At 70.3% G+C, this 17,808-nt stretch carries 17 protein-coding genes; 5 read left to right on the top strand and 12 right to left on the bottom strand.

What is annotated here, in order from left to right:
- Positions 1 to 2 precede the first annotated feature (2 nt).
- The 4 genes from ACFV57_RS21750 to ACFV57_RS21765 form a co-directional block, all read right to left on the bottom strand.
- The gene (locus ACFV57_RS21750; protein ID WP_385234607.1) at positions 3 to 1,325 is read right to left on the bottom strand and encodes an NADH-quinone oxidoreductase subunit D; all 1,323 of its coding nucleotides are present in this window, start codon (positions 1,323 to 1,325) and stop codon (positions 3 to 5) included.
- Complete coding sequence (locus ACFV57_RS21755) at positions 1,325 to 2,023, bottom strand: NADH-quinone oxidoreductase subunit C (RefSeq protein ID WP_385234867.1); 699 nt, start codon at positions 2,021 to 2,023, stop codon at positions 1,325 to 1,327. Before ACFV57_RS21755 ends, ACFV57_RS21750 begins: the two co-directional genes overlap by 1 nt.
- Positions 2,024 to 2,130: 107 nt before the next feature.
- On the bottom strand, positions 2,131 to 2,685 hold the full coding sequence (locus tag ACFV57_RS21760) for an NADH-quinone oxidoreductase subunit B family protein (protein WP_031002905.1): 555 nt from the start codon (positions 2,683 to 2,685) through the stop codon (positions 2,131 to 2,133).
- Between the two features lie 9 nt (positions 2,686 to 2,694).
- Positions 2,695 to 3,054 (bottom strand): NADH-quinone oxidoreductase subunit A, encoded by a 360-nt coding sequence (locus ACFV57_RS21765; RefSeq protein WP_030022241.1) that lies wholly within the window; start codon positions 3,052 to 3,054, stop codon positions 2,695 to 2,697.
- A 781-nt stretch (positions 3,055 to 3,835) separates the two neighbouring features.
- Here ACFV57_RS21765 and ACFV57_RS21770 point away from each other — a divergent pair.
- Together ACFV57_RS21770 and ACFV57_RS21775 are read left to right on the top strand one after the other, a co-directional pair.
- Positions 3,836 to 4,657, top strand: a complete 822-nt coding sequence (locus ACFV57_RS21770; protein WP_385234610.1) for a C40 family peptidase — start codon at positions 3,836 to 3,838, stop codon at positions 4,655 to 4,657.
- Between the two features lie 279 nt (positions 4,658 to 4,936).
- The gene (locus ACFV57_RS21775) at positions 4,937 to 6,040 is read left to right on the top strand and encodes an ATP nucleotide 3'-pyrophosphokinase (protein WP_385234613.1); all 1,104 of its coding nucleotides are present in this window, start codon (positions 4,937 to 4,939) and stop codon (positions 6,038 to 6,040) included.
- Between the two features lie 45 nt (positions 6,041 to 6,085).
- On the opposite strand, the gene ACFV57_RS21780 is transcribed toward ACFV57_RS21775, so the two are convergent.
- The gene (locus ACFV57_RS21780; protein WP_385234615.1) at positions 6,086 to 6,244 is read right to left on the bottom strand and encodes a hypothetical protein; all 159 of its coding nucleotides are present in this window, start codon (positions 6,242 to 6,244) and stop codon (positions 6,086 to 6,088) included.
- 285 nt (positions 6,245 to 6,529) lie between these two features.
- On the opposite strand from ACFV57_RS21780, the gene ACFV57_RS21785 reads away from it, so the two are divergent.
- Positions 6,530 to 7,651 (top strand): hypothetical protein, encoded by a 1,122-nt coding sequence (locus ACFV57_RS21785; protein WP_385234618.1) that lies wholly within the window; start codon positions 6,530 to 6,532, stop codon positions 7,649 to 7,651.
- On the opposite strand, the gene ACFV57_RS21790 is transcribed toward ACFV57_RS21785, so the two are convergent.
- Complete coding sequence (locus ACFV57_RS21790) at positions 7,572 to 8,789, bottom strand: DUF418 domain-containing protein (protein WP_385234621.1); 1,218 nt, start codon at positions 8,787 to 8,789, stop codon at positions 7,572 to 7,574. The two genes, ACFV57_RS21785 and ACFV57_RS21790, sit on opposite strands and share 80 nt — an antisense overlap.
- Before the next feature lie 141 nt (positions 8,790 to 8,930).
- Positions 8,931 to 10,214 (bottom strand): geranylgeranyl reductase family protein, encoded by a 1,284-nt coding sequence (locus ACFV57_RS21795; RefSeq protein WP_385234870.1) that lies wholly within the window; start codon positions 10,212 to 10,214, stop codon positions 8,931 to 8,933.
- 137 nt (positions 10,215 to 10,351) lie between these two features.
- On the opposite strand from ACFV57_RS21795, the gene ACFV57_RS21800 reads away from it, so the two are divergent.
- Positions 10,352 to 10,915 (top strand): GNAT family N-acetyltransferase, encoded by a 564-nt coding sequence (locus ACFV57_RS21800; RefSeq protein WP_385234624.1) that lies wholly within the window; start codon positions 10,352 to 10,354, stop codon positions 10,913 to 10,915.
- Between the two features lie 89 nt (positions 10,916 to 11,004).
- Here ACFV57_RS21800 and ACFV57_RS21805 read toward each other — a convergent pair whose 3' ends face one another.
- From ACFV57_RS21805 to ACFV57_RS21825, 5 genes are all read right to left on the bottom strand, one after another.
- Positions 11,005 to 11,703 (bottom strand): demethylmenaquinone methyltransferase, encoded by a 699-nt coding sequence (locus tag ACFV57_RS21805; protein ID WP_385234627.1) that lies wholly within the window; start codon positions 11,701 to 11,703, stop codon positions 11,005 to 11,007.
- Between the two features lie 227 nt (positions 11,704 to 11,930).
- Positions 11,931 to 12,533: a Uma2 family endonuclease gene (locus tag ACFV57_RS21810; RefSeq protein ID WP_385234630.1), complete on the bottom strand. Its 603-nt coding sequence runs from the start codon at positions 12,531 to 12,533 to the stop codon at positions 11,931 to 11,933.
- A 104-nt stretch (positions 12,534 to 12,637) separates the two neighbouring features.
- The gene (locus tag ACFV57_RS21815; protein WP_385234633.1) at positions 12,638 to 13,183 is read right to left on the bottom strand and encodes a hypothetical protein; all 546 of its coding nucleotides are present in this window, start codon (positions 13,181 to 13,183) and stop codon (positions 12,638 to 12,640) included.
- Positions 13,184 to 13,214: 31 nt separating this feature from the next.
- Positions 13,215 to 14,414, bottom strand: coding sequence for a cyclic dehypoxanthinyl futalosine synthase (mqnC, locus tag ACFV57_RS21820; RefSeq protein ID WP_385234636.1), 1,200 nt, complete (start codon positions 14,412 to 14,414; stop codon positions 13,215 to 13,217).
- 119 nt (positions 14,415 to 14,533) lie between these two features.
- The gene (locus ACFV57_RS21825) at positions 14,534 to 16,339 is read right to left on the bottom strand and encodes a protein kinase (RefSeq protein ID WP_385234639.1); all 1,806 of its coding nucleotides are present in this window, start codon (positions 16,337 to 16,339) and stop codon (positions 14,534 to 14,536) included.
- 158 nt (positions 16,340 to 16,497) lie between these two features.
- Between ACFV57_RS21825 and ACFV57_RS21830 the strand changes: the two genes are divergently transcribed.
- Positions 16,498 to 17,676, top strand: a complete 1,179-nt coding sequence (locus ACFV57_RS21830) for an alpha/beta hydrolase (protein ID WP_385234642.1) — start codon at positions 16,498 to 16,500, stop codon at positions 17,674 to 17,676.
- Positions 17,677 to 17,808 lie beyond the last annotated feature (132 nt).

Genomic DNA, 17,808 nt, shown 5'->3' on the forward strand with positions numbered 1-17,808 from the left:
TGTCACCGGTCGACGCCTCCCATCACGGGGTCGATGGACGCGACGGCGACGATGACGTCGGCCACCTGGCCGCCCTCGCACATCGCCGCCATGGCCTGGAGGTTGGTGAAGGAAGGGTCGCGGAAGTGCACCCGGTAGGGGCGGGTCCCGCCGTCGCTGACGGCGTGCACGCCCAGCTCTCCCTTGGCGGACTCCACGGCCGCGTAGGCCTGGCCGGGGGGCACCCGGAAGCCTTCCGTCACCAGCTTGAAGTGGTGGATCAGGGCCTCCATCGAGGTCCCCATGATCTTTTTGATGTGGTCGAGCGAGTTGCCGAGCCCGTCCGGGCCCATGGCCAGCTGGGCGGGCCAGGCGATCTTCTTGTCGCCGACCATCACCGGTCCCGGCGCGAGCCGGTCCAGGCACTGTTCGACGATGCGCAGCGACTGGCGCATCTCCTCCAGGCGGATCAGGAAGCGCCCGTAGGAGTCGCAGGTCTCGGCGGTCGGCACGTCGAAGTCGTAGTGCTCGTATCCGCAGTACGGCTGGGTCTTGCGCAGGTCGTGCGGGAGTCCGGCGGAGCGCAGCACCGGCCCGGTGGCGCCGGTGGCCAGGCATCCGGCGAGGTCGAGGTAGCCGATGTCCTGCATCCGGCCCTTGAACACCGGATTGCCGGTGGCCAGCTTGTCGTATTCGGTCAGGTTCTTGCGCATCTTCTTCACGAACTCGCGCACCTGGTCGACCGCGCCCGGCGGCAGGTCCTGGGCGAGGCCGCCGGGCCGGATGTATGCGTGGTTCATCCGCAGCCCGGTGATCAGCTCGTAGATGTCCAGGATCAGTTCGCGGTCCCGGAACCCGTAGATCATGATCGTGGTGGCGCCCAGCTCCATGCCGCCGGTGGCGATGGCCACCAGGTGGGAGGAGAGCCGGTTCAGCTCCATCAGCAGCACGCGGATGACGGAGGCCCGTTCCGGCACCTCGTCGGTGATGCCGAGCAGCTTCTCCACGGCCAGGCAGTACGCCGTCTCGTTGAAGAACGGCGTCAGGTAGTCCATCCGGGTCACGAAGGTGGTGCCCTGCGTCCAGGTACGGAATTCGAGGTTCTTCTCGATCCCCGTGTGCAGGTAGCCGATGCCGCAGCGGGCCTCGGTGACGGTCTCGCCGTCGATCTCCAGGATCAGCCGCAGCACGCCGTGGGTGGAGGGGTGCTGGGGACCCATGTTGACGACGATCCGCTCGTCGTCGGTACGGGCCGCGGCGGCCGCGATCTCGTCCCAGTCGCCGCCGGTGACCGTGTAGACGGTGCCCTCGGTGGTCTCCCGAGGGGTCGCATGGCTGGTGGACATCAGGTGTACGACCTCCGCTGGTCGGGAGCCGGGATCTGGGCGCCCTTGTACTCGACGGGAATGCCGCCGAGCGGGTAGTCCTTGCGCTGCGGGAAGCCCTGCCAGTCGTCCGGCATCATGATCCGGGTGAGCGCCGGATGGCCGTCGAAGATCAGACCGAAGAAGTCGTAGGCCTCGCGCTCGTGCCAGTCGTTGGTGGGGTAGACGCTCACGACGGACGGCACGTGCGGGTCGGCGTCCGGCGCGGACACCTCCAGGCGGATCAGCCGGTTGTGGGTGATCGAGCGCAGGTGGTAGACGGCGTGCAGCTCGCGGCCCTTGTCGTCGGGGAAGTGCACGCCGCTGACGCCGGTGCACAGCTCGAAGCGGAGCGCCGGGTCGTCGCGGAGGGTCTTCGCGACGGCCGGCAGATACTCCCGCTCGATGTGGAAGGTCAGCTCGCCGCGGTCGACGACGGTCTTCTCGATGACGTTCTCGGGGACCAGCCCCTGCTCGTCCAGGGCGCCTTCCAGCTCGTCCGCGACTTCGTCGAACCAGCCGCCGTACGGGCGGGAGGTCGCCCCCGGCATCCGTACGGACCGGACGAGCCCGCCGTACCCGGAGGTGTCGCCGCCGCCGCTCGCGCCGAACATGCCGCGGCGGGTGCCGATGACCTCGCCGTGGTCGCCGCGCTGGCCGGGGAGGTTCTGCGCGTTCAGGTCCTGGTCGGGGTTGACCCCGCCCGCTCCTCCGGTACCGCCGTTGCCGTTGACACCGCCAGTGCCGTTGGTGTCACCGTTCCCGCCGGTTCCCTTGGTGCCGTCGCTCACCGCAGCAGCCCCTTCATCTCGATCGTGGGGAGCGCCTTGAGGGCCGCTTCCTCCGCCTCGCGGGCCGCCTGCTGCTGGTTGACCCCGAGCTTGGTGCCCTGGATCTTCTGGTGCAGCTTGAGGATGGCGTCCATCAGCATCTCGGGACGCGGCGGGCAGCCGGGCAGGTAGATGTCCACCGGGACGATGTGGTCGACGCCCTGGACGATCGCGTAGTTGTTGAACATCCCGCCCGACGAGGCGCACACGCCCATCGAGATGACCCATTTCGGATTCGGCATCTGGTCGTAGACCTGCCGCAGCACGGGCGCCATCTTCTGGCTCACCCGGCCGGCCACGATCATCAGGTCCGCCTGGCGCGGCGACCCGCGGAAGACCTCCATGCCGAAGCGGGCGAGGTCGTAGCGTCCGGCGCCGGTCGTCATCATCTCGATGGCGCAGCAGGCGAGGCCGAAGGTGGCGGGGAAGACCGATGACTTGCGCACCCAGCCCGCGGCCTGTTCGACGGTGGAAAGCAGAAAGCCGCTCGGCAGCTTCTCTTCAAGTCCCATTGATGGCCCCTAGTCCCATTCCAGGCCGCCACGACGCCATACGTAGGCGTAGGCGACGAAGACGGTGAGCGCGAAGAGGAGCATCTCCACGAGCCCGAAAAGCCCGAGCGCGTCGAAGGTGACGGCCCAGGGGTAGAGGAAGACGATCTCGATATCGAAAATGATGAAGAGCATCGCCGTGAGGTAGTACTTGATCGGAAATCGACCGCCGCCGGCCGGCTGCGGCGTGGGCTCGATTCCGCATTCGTACGCCTCTAGCTTCGCCCGGTTGTAGCGCTTGGGTCCGACGAGCGTGGCCATCACGACAGAGAAGATCGCAAAGCCTGCCCCGAGGGCTCCCAGTACGAGGATGGGCGCGTAAGCGTTCACCGTCCTCGCTCCCTTCAGTCGACGATGACTGGATGGCGGTCCGCCCGGTCCCGCTCACCGGCCCCACGAAGATCGCGCCTATGTGAGGCAGTTCACAAGCCCGAGCCGCCTGCATCTTATGCCCGCTGGTCTGTGATCTGCGACACGGGGTGCGACAACGCCTTTGTGATCTCCACCACCTGACACCCGGTCATCTGGTCCGATGAGAGTCGATCTTCGTACGGGAAGCGCGCGGATGATCACCACCGGTCACATTCGGCGGCGTTACGCCTGGTCAGCGTGGGGTTGCCACTATCAAGAGGTGGGGGATTCAAGCAAATTGGCGCTGGACGCGACCAACTGCTAGCGCATGGCCGGGCACAGGAGCAGACCAGCCGGAGGTACCTCGGGGCCACTCCGGGCCGTCCCGTCGTGATCTTCCTGAGACCGTCGTGACCGTGCCGTGATCATCAGTACGTGCTCGCGTTCACGAGCACACCCGTCACGGCAACATCACGGGAACATAACGGGCACTCACGAGTGACCTATCCCACGCGGCTTGCTGTCTTGAACGCTTGACCCTCGGGAAGCCTTGGCGTGGCGGATCAGTAGGTGATAAGTGGCCCCAGGGGGCGCATCGGCCCGTAAACGCCATGCGTAGGAACATGATCACGAAATTCGGACAGACCGCCGCCCGGCCGCTGACCGGCGAAAAGTCCCTTTTATTCATCGCGTACGCGTCAAGTGTGGTGCACGCCACCTTTGTTGGCAGCAACCTGTGGCTCCTGATAGCCGTGGTGCCATGTCCCCGAACGCAGTCATACCCAGCCACCGGAAGCCCCGCCGTTCCGCGTCCTCGCGGGCACTGCGCGCAGGGGTCACCGGTGGCATCATCACCCTGGCGGTGACCGGCGCGAGCATGCCCGCCGGCGCCGCGGAGAAGCCCGTCTCCGAAACCCAGGAGATGCCGACCATCACCTCGGCACTGGCCACCAGCCTGGCCAAGAGCGCGGACACCGCTCAGCAGATGGCCCTGGACTACGAGCGCCAGGCCGCGCAGGACACCGCCACCGTCCAGGCCGCCGAGACCGCCACCAAGGACAAGGCCGACGCCGACCGCGAGGCGGCGGCCGAGAAGAAGGCCGAAGAGGCCCGCAAGGCCAAGGAGGAGAAGGCCGCCCAGGAGCGCGCCTCCCGTTCCTCCGAGCGCACCTCGCTGCGCTCCCTGTCGGCCCCGTCCGCCGACTCCCCCACCTCCGGGGCCTCGACCGGCAGCACCTCGTCGCTGATCGGCTTCCTGCGCGCGCAGATCGGCAAGTCCTACGTGCTGGGCGCCTCCGGCCCGTCCGCGTACGACTGCTCCAGCCTGGTCCAGGCCGCGTACCGCACGGTGGGCATCGACCTGCCGCGCACCTCGCAGCCCCAGTCCACCGCCGGCACCCAGGTGAGCATGGACAACCTCCAGGTCGGGGACATCCTGTACTGGGGCAGCGCGGGCAGCGCGTACCACGTCGCCGTCTACAGCGGTAACGGCAACTTCATCGGTGCCCAGAACTCCAGCACCGGCATCGTGGAGAAGCCGCTGAACTACAGCCAGCCGACCGGCGCGGTCCGCGTCCTGTAGTTCGCCCCCCACGCACGGCCGAGGGCCGCCGTTCCCACCGCTCGGGAACGGCGGCCCTCGCGCGTTGCACGGGCAAAGCGGCGGCCCGTCCTACTTTGTGACTAATCATCGGATAAGCCCGCAGTGTCCATTCGACAAAGCAACGCCCGTTCGGCACAACTACCGTAACGACTCTGTCTCAGTTGTACCTCTCGCCGTACTCATCCCTTCCGTCCCGTATTGCCGGCACCCTTTCCCGAGGCATCGGACGGCGGCTGACGAGAGGAAGCACTTTCTTATATGAAAATCCACCGCGCCCTCACTTTTCGGGCTGTCACCTGGACGGTGACGGCGACCGCTCTTGCCTCCACTCTCAGCCTCGGCAGCCAGGTCCACGCCGCCGAGCCCGCCTGCCCACCGGCCGAGCCCAAGCAGAAGCCCGCCAGTTCCTGTCCGGCGCCGCCCGCGAAGAAGACCGCGGCAAAGAAGACCGCAGCGAAGAAGACCGCGGCGAAGAAGCAGGCCGCCAAGAAGAAGACCCCGAGGAAGCAGGCGGCGAAGAAGCAGGCCGCGAAGAAGCAGGCGGCCTGCCGTCCGTCCCGGCCGAGGCCGCCCCGCTGCCAGGCCGCGCCCAAGAAGCCCGCCAGGAAGCAGCCCGCCGCGAAGAAGCCGGCGGCGAAGAAGCCGACGACCCAGCGGCCTCCGGCCAAGCGCCCGCCCACCAAGAAGCCGCCGGCCAAGAAGCGGCAGCTGAAGAAGGACCACGGCTGGAGCTGGGATGGGCTTTATATCGACGCCGCCGACCTGCGCAAGGTCAATGTCTACCTCGTACGCGCCAGGAAGGCCGAGCGCACCATCACCCCCCAGGTGCGCAGCATCGCCCGCCGGACCAAGGCCACCGTGGTCGGCCTCAACGACCGCCTGCGGTCCCCGGAGGCCGTCAAACGCTCGGTCGCCCGCGACATGCAGGACAATCCGACCCGGACGATGGACGAGGCCCTGGAGAAGATCAACGACTCGGTCCGCTACATCCTCCAGTGGCCGGACGCGTCGTACGTCAAGGGTGTCAACGACACCACCAAGCTGCTGGGCCAGTGGAAGAACGCGAACCTCCGCTGGTCGAACACCTGGGCGCGCCCGCGCGGCTACAAAGGCATCAACACCGCCTGGCGGGCGAACAACTCGGGCCATCCGTACGAGCTGCAGTTCCACACCCCGAAGAGCCGGGCCGCCCAGACGCGCACCCGGGCACTGTACGAGGAGGCCCATCGCCCGAACACGAGTTCCCAGCGCCGGGCGCAGCTCACGGGTCAGTTGAACCGGGCCTTCGCCACGGTCCCCTGCCCCGCGGGCTCCCAGCTGCTCAACGGGCCGCGTCGCCGCGCCGTGGCACGTCCGGTGTAGGCCTGCGCGGTGGTCGCGGGCCGCTTCCGCATTCCCCGTCGCGGGTTATGCGGCTTCTCCGGGTTCCGCGGCTTCTACCGGTGCAGTGGCTTCTTCGGGTTCCGCAGCTTCTTCGGGTTCGGTGACTTCTTCAGGTTCGGTGGCTTCTTCAGGTTCGGTGACTTCTTCCGGTTCTGCGGATGCGGCGGGTTCGGCCGGTTCCACGAGAAAGAACCGGCCGGTCCCGCGTCCCCGTCACCGGGTCGCGGATTTCCACGACCCGGTGACCGATGACGCGGCACGCCACGAGGCCTTTCAAAGAACCGGGGAAAGAACTGACCAACCTCCCCCCCTGCCCCCGTTTTCCGTTTGTCACCTGATCAGGTGACGGGCTCGCAAATGGGGGCCGGGAGGCGGTACGTTCGCGCCGCAACCCAAAAATGAACGGCCCCCGACGGGACTGCCATCCCATTGCCGAGGGCCTGATCAAGAGGAAGAAGACCCTTCCCCATGACTCGATCCGAGTCTAACGCCCGCCCTCGCCCGCCCGCTGCCAAGCCGCCCCGTGGTGTGACCCACGTACGGCACCGCCACAGCTCCTGCTTCACCGTGGTCGGCAACCACCTCGCCCTCCACCCCACCCTCTCCGCCACCGCCGTCGGCCTCGCCGTACGCATCCAGGCCCTCCCGGACGGCGCCCGCGTCAGCATCCGGGCGCTCGCCATGCAGCTGCCGGAGTCGGAGTACCGCATCGCCCGCGCGCTGAACGAGCTGGAGGAGGCGGGCTATTTGGAGCGGCGCCGCAAGCGCATCGCAGGCCAGCGGATCGTCACCCGAACCACGTACTACGAGCACCCGGACGACCGGCCCTCCGAGTGCCCGCCGGACCCGCCACCGGCACCGCCCGCGCCCCACCCACACCCTGTGGACACCCCCGAGCCCCCACAGGAGCCGGCCGAGCCCCCCAAGCGCTCCACGCCGCCCAAACCCTCCAAGCGCTCCAAGCGCTCCAAGTCGCGCAAGCCCCCCACACCTCCCAGGCCCTCCGCACCCCCCGATCCCCCCACCACTCCCCCACCCCCCGCTTTCACCCCCTCCCCCAGCACCGACCTCCTCTCCGAACTGCGCCTCGCCGACGCGCGCCTGATGCTCTCCGTGCGCGACGTCACCCGCCTGGCCCCGGCGGTGGCGACCTGGCTGAGCCACGGCGTAGCCCCCGAGCACGTCGTCCGCACGCTCGCCTCGGACCTCCCGCCAGGCGTCATCTTCAGCCCGGCCGCGCTTTTGGAGTACCGCCTCAGCGAGTGGCTGCCGCCACCGCTCCCCGTACGGCCCGAGGTGCCACGGCGGGTCCGCGACACCACACAGGAGTGCCAGTTCTGCGGCCTCCCCTTCGAGGCCATGCCCGCGCCCCCGGACCCGGACCCGGACTCGGCCCCCTCCTCGTCGTCCTCGTCCCTGGTCCGGTGCCCCCGCTGCCGTACGGCCGAGGCGTGGACGGCGGCGGCCCCCCGGCCCGCCTCGCTGCGCAACCTCCACGCCCCCGGACACCTCAGGGGCGGAGCAGCCGCTTCTGTACGGACTCCAGCGGACCGTACGGGAAGCGCCGCAGCCACAGCCGCGCCCCGGTGAACAGCACCGCGCACACCGCCACCCACAAGCCGATCACCCACCACGGGCCCTGACCCGCCCACCGTGCGGCCAGGCCGAGGCCGATGCCGTAACAGGCCAGTACGCACAGGACGTTCTGCAGGACGTAGCAGGACAGTGCCGTACGGCCGATCGCGGTGAGGCCGGCGGTCAGCGGGCCCGGACGGCGTACGCGGTCGACGATCAGGCCGATGAGACCCACATAGCCGACGGCGACGACGGGAGCCGCCCCGTACCGGGCCACCAGTTGGAAGTCCGAACCGGCCCACAGCAGAGCGAGGTTGAGCGGAATGCCGATGCCCAGGCCCCACCCGCACATCCGCCGCCGGATGCGCCGCCCCTGCGCGTCCGGACGGAAGGCGCCCGCCCGGAACAGCCGCACACCGAGATGGAAAAGGAAGACGAGCAGCGCGAAGGAGATGACGGGCTCCAGGCGGAGCGCGATCGCGTTCTGCAGCCGGAAAGCGACCTGCTCCAGGTAATTCCCCTCGGCATACAGCTCGACAACTCGCGCTCCCGAACCGCTGTTTGCCGTATCGCCGCCGCCACCGCCCGCCGCCGCGGCCGTCAGCAGCCCCAGCACCGCCACGTGCACACCGGCCGCGACCCACATCAGCACCCGCTGCGTACGCGCGGCGCGCGTCAACTGCCAGGCCACCAGGAGGGCGACGACCGCGTACCCCATCAACACGTCCCAGGCGAAGACCAGAACGAAGTGCACGGTGCCCTCGACGAAGAGGAACAGCGCGCGCCACTTGTACCGGCCGGGCCATGAGCGCCCCTGCTTCCCGGCGGACCGGAACTGGATGGCCAGACCGACCCCGAAGAGGATCGTCAGCATCGAGAGGAACTTGCCGTCCGCGAGAAACCGGAAGCTCCCCTCCACGGTCCCGGCCCACGACGTGCCGAACGGTGCGCCGGAGGCGTTCCCGTTCAGGACACCCCACTCCGCGCCCGGCGCGGCGAAGATCCAGACGTTGGTCATCAACGTCCCCAGGATCGCCACCCCGCGCAGCACGTCCAGCAGGGGCAGCCGCCCGGCCTGCCCGGACGCCCGGACCGCACCCGCGGCTCCCGGCGCCCCGGCCGTACCGGTCGCGGATTCCACCGTCTCCGTCATGCCGCCTCCGTCCCCCGGTGCTCGCTCACACCCCCATCGTCCGGCCGGGAAGATCCCGTTTCTTCGTCCGCGACGACGAGAACCCGCTACATCCTTCGATGCAGCGGGTTCTCGTCGTGGGGGCGCCCGGGGCGCGTCCGGCTACGCCTTCGGCGCCACCTTGCTCAGACCGTTGATGATGCGGTCCATCGCGTCGCCGCCCGTGGGGTCGGTGAGGTTGGCGAGCATCTTGAGGGTGAAGCGCATCAGCATCGGGTGGGTGAGGCCGCGCTGGGTGGCGATCTTCATGACCTTCGGGTTGCCGATGAGCTTCACGAAGGCGCGGCCCATGGAGTAGTAGCCGCCGTAGGTGTCCTTGAGGATCTTCGGGTAGCGCTGGAGGGCCAGCTCGCGCTGGGCGTACGTGGCGCGGGCGTGGGCCTGGACGACGACCTCGGCGGCGATGGCGCCGGACTCCATGGCGTACGCGATGCCCTCGCCGTTGAACGGGTTGACCAGACCGCCCGCGTCGCCGACGAGGAGCAGGCCCTTGGTGTAGTGCGGCTGGCGGTTGAAGGCCATGGGGAGCGCGGCGCCGCGGATCGGGCCGGTCATGTTCTCCGGGGTGTAGCCCCAGTCGGCGGGCATGGAGGCGCACCACGCCTTGAGGATCTCGCGCCAGTCCAGCTCCTTGAAGGAGGAGGACGTGTTCAGCACACCGAGGCCGACGTTGCTCGTACCGTCGCCCATGCCGAAGATCCAGCCGTAGCCGGGCAGCAGGCGGTCCTGGGCGCCGCGGCGGTCCCACAGTTCCAGCCAGGATTCGAGGTAGTCGTCGTCGTGGCGGGGCGAGGTGAAGTACGTACGGACCGCGACGCCCATCGGGCGGTCCTCGCGGCGGTGCAGGCCCATCGCCAGGGAGAGGCGGGTGGAGTTGCCGTCCGCCGCGACCACGAGCGGGGCGTGGAAGGTGACCGGCGTCTTCTCCTCGCCCAGCTTGGCCTCGACGCCCTCGATACGGCCGGTCAGGTCGTTGATGAGCGGCGCGCCGACGTTGCAGCGCTCGTACAGGCGCGCGCCGGCCTTCTGCGCCTGGCGCGCGAGCTGCTCGTCGAAGTCGTCGCGCTTGCGGACCAGTCCGTAGTCCGGGTACGAGGCGAGGTCCGGCCAGTCGAGCTGGAGGCGGTTGCCGCCGCCGATGATGCGCAGGCCCTTGTTGCGCAGCCAGCCGGCCTCTTCGGAGATGTCGATCCCCATGGAGATCAGCTGCTTGGTGGCGCGGGGCGTGAGGCCGTCGCCGCAGACCTTCTCGCGCGGGAAGGCGGTCTTCTCCAGGAGGAGGACGTCCAGGCCGGACTTGGCGAGGTGGTACGCGGTCGCCGAGCCGGCGGGACCGGCCCCGACGACGATGACGTCCGCGCTGTACTCGGAGCGGGGGGTGGTCACGGACTCGCTCACGGACTCAGTCGCGGACTCGGTCACGGCGGGATCTCCCGGAAGTCGATATCTGGGTGCCGACCGGCACTGGGCCCCGTCAGTCTATGGGGGCGTAGATGATCAGGATCTGAAGGGTTGGTTGGTCCATGCACGAGCCACAGCCGCAGCCGTTCCCGGCGTCACGGCCGCTGCCGCAACCGCCGTCCACGGCGGGATTCACACTCCGGGTGCCGGACGAGGAGGACGCGCTGCACTGGCACCGGGTGTTCGCGCATCCGGACGTGATGGAGTTCCACGGCGGCGCCCCGGACGAACTCTCCGTCTACCAGGAGCTGACCGCACGCCAGCGCCGCCACTACGCGGAGCACGGGTTCTGCATGTACTCGATGCTCGGCACGGAAGGGGAGGAGGCCGGCGCCGTCCTGGGCTTCACAGGCGCACAGCCGTGGCCGTACGACTGGGGGCCGGTGGGCGAGATCGAGATCGGCTGGCGGCTGGGGCGGGCGTACTGGGGCAAGGGGTACGCGACGCAGGCGGCACGGGCCGCGCTGGAGGCGGTACGGGCCACGGGGACACGGAGCGTGGTCGCGATGGTGGCGGCCGGGAACGAGCGGTCCGTCGCGGTGACGCGGCGCCTCGGGATGCGGCACGCGGACACGTTCCGTACGCCCTCCGGACGGGAGGGGTACTGCTTCCGGCTGGAGCTGTGAGGCCGCGCGGAAGGAGGCAGGGGTGAGGGGGCCGGGGCGCGGGCGCGCGGTCCGGGAGGCCGGGCGCGGGCGCGCGGCCCCCTCCGCCGTCACACGGCCGGCTTCGTACCCCGGTGCAGGGCGACCACGCCGCCGGTGAGGTTGCGCCAGGCGACCTTCGACCAGCCCGCGCGCTGGAGGCGCGCCGCCAGCTCCGGCTGGTTGGGCCAGGAGCGGATGGACTCCGCGAGGTACACGTACGCGTCCGGGTTGCTGCTCACCGCGCGCGCGACGGGCGGCAGTGCCCGCATCAGGTACTCGGTGTAGACCGTACGGAACGGCCCCCACGTCGGCTCGCTGAACTCGCAGATGACGACCCGGCCGCCGGGCTTGGTGACCCGGTACAGCTCGCGCAGGGCGGCGTCCGTGTCCTGCACGTTGCGCAGCCCGAAGGAGATGGTGACGGCGTCGAACACGTCGTCGGCGAAGGGCAGTCGCATCCCGTCACCGGCCACGAACGGCATCCACGGGCGGCGCTTCTTGCCCTCGCCCAGCATGCCGACGGAGAAGTCGCAGGGGACGACGTACGCGCCGGTGCGGGTGAAGGGCAACGAGGAGGTGCCCGTACCGGCGGCGAGGTCGAGCACGCGCTCGGCGGGGCGCGCCGCGACGGCCCGCTCCACCTCCTTGCGCCACAGCCGCGCCTGCCCGAGGGACAGCACGTCGTTGGTCAGGTCGTAGCGCGCCGCCACGTCGTCGAACATCGCGGCGACGTCGCGCGGCTGCTTGTCCAGAGAGGCTCGGGTCACCCGGCCATTGTTCCCTACGGCTCCGGAAGGCTTTGGACGGGGACGGCCCGATGCCCCCCTCAGAACATCCGGGCGGTCCAGCGGTGCTGCGTCTGGTGCGAAGCATCGTGAGCGGCCGAATCGGCCGTCCCCGCGAAAACGATCCTGCCGGGCGGTGGGGAGGGTTCCGGTTGTGTTGACGGGGTTATGACGAGGGGGCGGGGCGTCTTGACGCGTCTCTGACGCGCTCAGCGCCGGACGAACCCCGTCAGATCGAAGCTCACCGGGAACGGGTGCTCCGTCTCCAGCTTCTCGCCGTGCAGGGGATGCTCCGGTGCCGGGATGTAGATGCCCAGCTCACGGTGGAGCCAGAACTCATGCACCTCCGGGACGTTGTCCGCACCGTGCTCGACCCGCCAGTAGTACGGAACCCCCGCAGCCGCGAACATCGCCGGTTTGCGCACCCGGTCGTCCTGCTGCGATCCCGTGGACACCACTTCGACCACCAGCACGACCCACTGGACCGGCACACTCTCCAGATCCCAGAGGTCCTGCCCTTGGCCGTCGAAGACGATGACATCCGGCTTGGGGGTGTTGCGTCCGTCGATCCGGACGCTCTGCTCGGCCAAGACCTCGTAAGGATCGCACTGGGCGTCTTCGAGGGACCGCAGGAGACGGTCCCGCACCCGGTTGTGCCACGGTACGGTCTGCCCCCGAGCCACGATCACTCCGTCCACAAGTTCCCAGTCGAAGGGAAGATCCAGCTCATTGACCTGTTCCTGCGTCCAGCCGTCGGCGGGCGGAAACATCCAGGTCTCAGGAGTGGCTTTCTCCGGCCGGTCAGTGCTCATCACTGCTCCCATGGACGCGAGTGTGCACGCGAGTGCGGATCACGGTTCTGAATACGACAGTACCGTCACTCGAAGTAACGGGCGGGCTCCTCGACGTTGACGCCTCAGCGTCCCCGGTACACCAGCCGCCCGCCCAGCACCGTCACCAGACACCCGCCGTCCTCCGCGAAGACGGCGAAGTCGGCCGGGGCGCCGGGGGCCAGGGGGTGCGGGCCGGGTTGGTCGCGGAGGCCGGAGCGGGCGACCGCCGTGCGGACGGCGGGGCGGGTGAACGGGCCCGAGACCGACGTCGTGCCGGTGGCCAGCAGCCGCTGCACGCCGCGGCGGGCGCTCGCGCCCCAGCGGGTGTCGGTCATGCCGAGGGTGGTGAGCGCGTCGCCCGTGAGCGGGACGGTGCCCAGCTCGTCGGCCTCGCGCGGGTCGGGGTGGTAGGCGGATTCGAGCAGCGCCGCGCCGTCGGGTTCGTGGCGGCCGGGGGTCAGGACGCCGTCCCAGTCCCGTACGCGGGCGCGCTCGCCGTACCGCTCGTACAGCTCCCCGTACGGGCCGACGGCCTCGATGCGGTCGCCGGAGACGACGACCGCGTGCCCGGGGTCCGGGTCGGCGTCCGGGGCACGGCGGACACCGCGCACCCGGTGGATCGTCAGCACGAGGGGCTCACCCGCGGGTCCCGTCCGGCGCTCAGTTGGCCTCGACGAGCTTCAGCTCGGGGTGCGCCGTGCCGCCCTCGATGGCCGTCGAGGAGATGTGCGAGGCCACGCGCTCGTCGACCGGGTCGTTCGCCGGGTCGTCGTGGACGACCAGGTGCTCGTACGTGGTCGCGCGCTGCGCCGGGACGCGGCCCGCCTTGCGGATCAGGTCGATGATCTCCTGGCGGTTGGAGCGGTGCTTGGCACCGGCGGAGGAGACCACGTTCTCCTCCAGCATGATCGAGCCGAGGTCGTCGGCGCCGTAGTGCAGCGAGAGCTGGCCGATCTCCTTGCCGGTGGTCAGCCAGGAGCCCTGGATGTGGGCGACGTTGTCCAGGAAGATCCGGGCGATGGCGATCATGCGCAGGTACTCGAAGATCGTCGCCTGGGTGCGGCCCTTGAGGTGGTTGTTCTCGGGCTGGTACGTGTACGGGATGAAGGCGCGGAAGCCGCCCGTACGGTCCTGCACGTCGCGGATCATGCGCAGGTGCTCGATGCGCTCGGCGTTGGTCTCGCCGGTGCCCATGAGCATCGTGGAGGTGGACTCCACGCCCAGGTTGTGGGCGGTCTCCATGATCTCCAGCCAGCGCTCGCCGGACTCCTTCAGCGGGGCGATGGCCTTGCGCGGGCGCTCCGGCAGCAGCTCGGCGCCGGCGCCGGCGAAGGAGTCCAGGCCCGCGGCGTGGATACGGCGGATGGCGTCCTCGACGGAGGTCTTGGAGATGCGGGCCATGTGCTCGACCTCGGAGGCGCCGAGGGAGTGGATGACCAGCTGGGGGAAGGCCTTCTTGATGGCGGAGAAGTGCTCTTCGTAGTACTCGACGCCGTAGTCCGGGTGGTGGCCGCCCTGGAACATGATCTGGGTGCCGCCCAGCTCGACGGTCTCGGCGCAGCGGCGCAGGATGTCGTCGAGGTCGCGGCTCCAGCCCTTGGCGGTGTCCTTGGGCGCGGCGTAGAACGCGCAGAACTTGCAGGCCGTCACGCACACGTTGGTGTAGTTGATGTTGCGCTCGATGATGTACGTCGCGATGTGCTCCGTACCCGCGTAGCGACGGCGGCGCACGGCGTCGGCGGCGGCGCCCAGCGCGTGCAGCGGCGCGGAGCGGTACAGGTCGAGCGCTTCCTCGGGCGTGATCCGCCCGCCCCCGGCGGCGCGGTCGAGTACGGACTGAAGGTCGGCGTTCTCGGTCACCGGGCGTCCCTTCGGAGGCGGGCATAACGACCGAACCAGCGTACGCCAGCGGTACGACAGGCCTGGCGGCGGCCGGGTCGGGCGGCGGCGGGCGGGTGGGACGGCGGCCTCCGCCGGGGTCAGCCGCCGGCCTTCTTCATGGCGGCGCGGGGCCGGCCGCCCGCCTCGTCGTCCGAGGCGAAGGAGAGCGTGCCGTCCTTGCCGAGCGTGTACGTCACGGTGGCCTCGGCACCCGTACAGCCCGGTCCGGGCTTGCCGTCCGTGCGCTCCCGGAGGGTGAGCGCGGTGCCGGTGGCGGACACCAGCTTCGCCTTGGCCGCGCACCGGGCGATCAGGAAGTCGTACGAGGTGTGGACGACGTAGTCGCCCTTGATGCCGGGCTCGATGGTGGTGGTGATGGTGCCGTTGGGGATGTTGTGGCGGGTGATGACCGTGCCGGTCCAGGTGCCGAGGAAGGGCTTCGGGACGGCCGATCCCCCGGGCCGGGAGTCGCCGGGCGACGGGGGCTGACCGCTGCCGGGCGGCTTCGCGGCCGCGTCCTTACCGCCGCCGCCCTGTCCGGGCAGCAGGTGGAAGACGAACGCGGCGGTCGTCGCGGCGGCGAGCGCAGCGGCCACGGACAGGACCAGCGTGCAGCTCATCCGGCGGCGGCCGTCGCTGCCGCCGCCGAGGGCGCCTTTGAGGGTGAGGCGGCGTTCCCCGGCGGCCGGCGCGGCCGGCACCTCCGGCGGCTGCGGTGGCTGCGTGGGAGCGCCGGCTGTCGGCCAGGAGGGATGGGCGTGGGGGTAGGGGTGGGGGACGGATGCGGGAGCGGCCGGGGCGTCGAAGGGGACGAGGCCGGAGGGGGCGCCGTGCGAGGTGGTGGAGGGGGCGCCGGGCGGCGGGGTCGAGGCCGTTCCGTACGCAGGGTTGGAGGCCGCACCGTACGAAGGGTCCGGAGCCCCGCCATGCGCGGCACCGGAAGTCCCGCCGTACGTCGGATCGGGCGGCCCGAAGGACCCCGCGGCGGCGTCCGCGGACCGTGCGTCCAGGTTCAGCAGTTCCACCGCCTGCCTGCTGACGCGCTCGACCAGCGGCGCGGGCAGCCATCCGGTGCGCGCCGGGGCGCCGCCGCCCTCCGCCGCCCCGCCCAGCCGCCGGGCGATCTCCCCGGGCGCGGGGCGGTCCTCGGGCCGCTTCGCCAGGCAGGCCGCGGTCACCTCGCGCAGCTCGCCCGTGAGGGCGGCGCCGAGGTCCGGTTCGCCGTGGACGACCTGGTAGAGGAGGGCCGCCGAGCTGTTCCCGGTGAACGGGCCGGTGCCGGTGGCCGCGTAGGCCAGCACCGCGCCGAGCGAGAAGACGTCGCAGGCGCCGGTGACGTCCCGGCCGAGGATCTGTTCGGGCGCCATGTAGCCCGGTGAGCCGACGGAGACCCCGGTGGCGGTCAGCACGGCGCTGCCGTCCGTGGCGCGGGCGATGCCGAAGTCGATCAGCAGCGGGCCGTCGAGGGTGAGCATGACGTTGGACGGTTTGACGTCGCGGTGCACCAGGCCGTGGGTGTGCACGGCGGCGAGCGCCCCGGCCAGCCCGGTGCCCAGCGTCCGTACCGCGGGTTCGTCCAGCGGGCCGAAGTCCTCGACGGCCCGGGTGAGCGAGGGGCCCGCGACGTAGCCGGTCGCCACCCAGGGGACGGGCGCGTCCGGGTCGGCGTCCAGTACGGGCGCGGTCCAGGCGCCGCCGACCCGGCGGGCGGACTCCACCTCGCGCCGGAAGCGGGCCCGGAACTGATCGTCGGCGGCGAACTGCGCGTGGACGGACTTCACCGCGACGGTCCGGCCGCCCGCGCTGCGCCCGAGGTAGACGCGGCCCATGCCGCCCGCGCCGAGCCTGCCCAGCAGCCGGTACGTCCCGATGACGCGCGGATCGTCCGCCCCCAGCGGCTCCATGCCATCGCCTCCCCCGTGCGGCCCGGACCCCGCCCAGCCTATGACCAAGGTCATGCCCGGTCCGGTGAACCCGTACAGCGGCTTTCGCCTCCAAAGAGACGGAACGCCAGAAACCATCCGACTTGTCCTGCGGGGCAGCGCACCATCCGGAGTCCTCCGTGCAGCACCATTCCGGGGAGCAGCCCCCGTACGGCCCCGAAGGCCGGTCCGCGTACGGCAGCGAGGGCCGGCCCGCGCGGCGCCCCGGGCGCGGCGAGCGCGGGCGGCGGCTGCTGCTGCTGCGCCGGCGCGCGGGCGGACGCAAGCGGCTCTGGCTGCTCGGCGCGGTTGTCGCAGTGCTCGGCCTGGCCGCCGTGCCCGTACTGAACGCCTTCGGCGTCTTCTCCGACACCGGCGAGCCGATGACCTTCGGCCGGCCCGGCGCGGGCGGCGACGGCGGGGCCACGGGCGCGGGCGGGGCGTCCGGCACGTCCGATCCGCAGGTACGGATGCCCACCGGGCCGCAGGCGCGGTTCACGACGGCGAACACGCTGGACGACGGCACCAAGATCGGCGTGACCACGCTGCACGGGAAGAAGTCCGGTTTCACGGGCCGGGTCTGGGTCTGGGCGCCCAAGGAGTACTACGAGGAGAAGTACGCCGGGAGCGCCTTCCCGGTGCTGATCGCGCTGCCCGGCGGCCCCGGCTACCCGGTCAACTACTGGATGGGAACCGACCTGAAGCTGCAGAGCAGCATCAGCGAGTGGTCGAGGTCGGGCAAGAGCAAGCCGTTCATCGTCGTCATGCCGGTCCTGAACGCCGACGACAAGCACTACTACGACGGCAGCGACATCCCGGGGCAGCCGAAGATGGGCACCTGGATGTCCGACGACGTCCCCGACCTGGTCAAGGCCAATTTCCGGACCTTCGCCTCGCGGGACGGCTGGGCCTTCATGGGCTCGTCCTCGGGCGCCTACGTGGGCCTCAAGCAGGTGCTCCAGCACCCCGACCGGTTCAAGGCCGTGATCGCGAGCGGCCCGGACACCCGGCCGGACTCGCCGCTGTGGCGCGGCCACGAGAAGGAGCGGCGGGCCAACGACCCGGAAGAGCTGGCCAAGGACCTGATCGCCCGGCCCGGAGCCCCGGACGTGCACATCGCCTTCCAGATCGGCACCAAGGAGGGTGGCCGGGCCAAGCTGGAATCTTTTATGAAGAAATACGGCAAGGGCCCGATCAAGACCCGCCTTCAGGTGATCGAAGGCGGCGGACACAACGCCCGGGGCTACGTCCGCGGCATGAACGACGGATCGATGGAATGGATCAGCAAGGTGATGCCGGGCCCGACACCCGCGCCCTGACGCACCGCCGCGCGGTCATTTCGTACGTCTTCCCTACTTTTTCCCGATGACTTCCGTACGGCTTCCGTACGCCCCCCGTACGACTTCCGCGCATCTCCGGTATCTCTGCCGCATACGTTCCCCAGGCGTACC

It is taken from the genome of Streptomyces sp. NPDC059788, from assembly GCF_042732265.1.
Classification (GTDB): Bacteria; Actinomycetota; Actinomycetes; order Streptomycetales; family Streptomycetaceae; genus Streptomyces.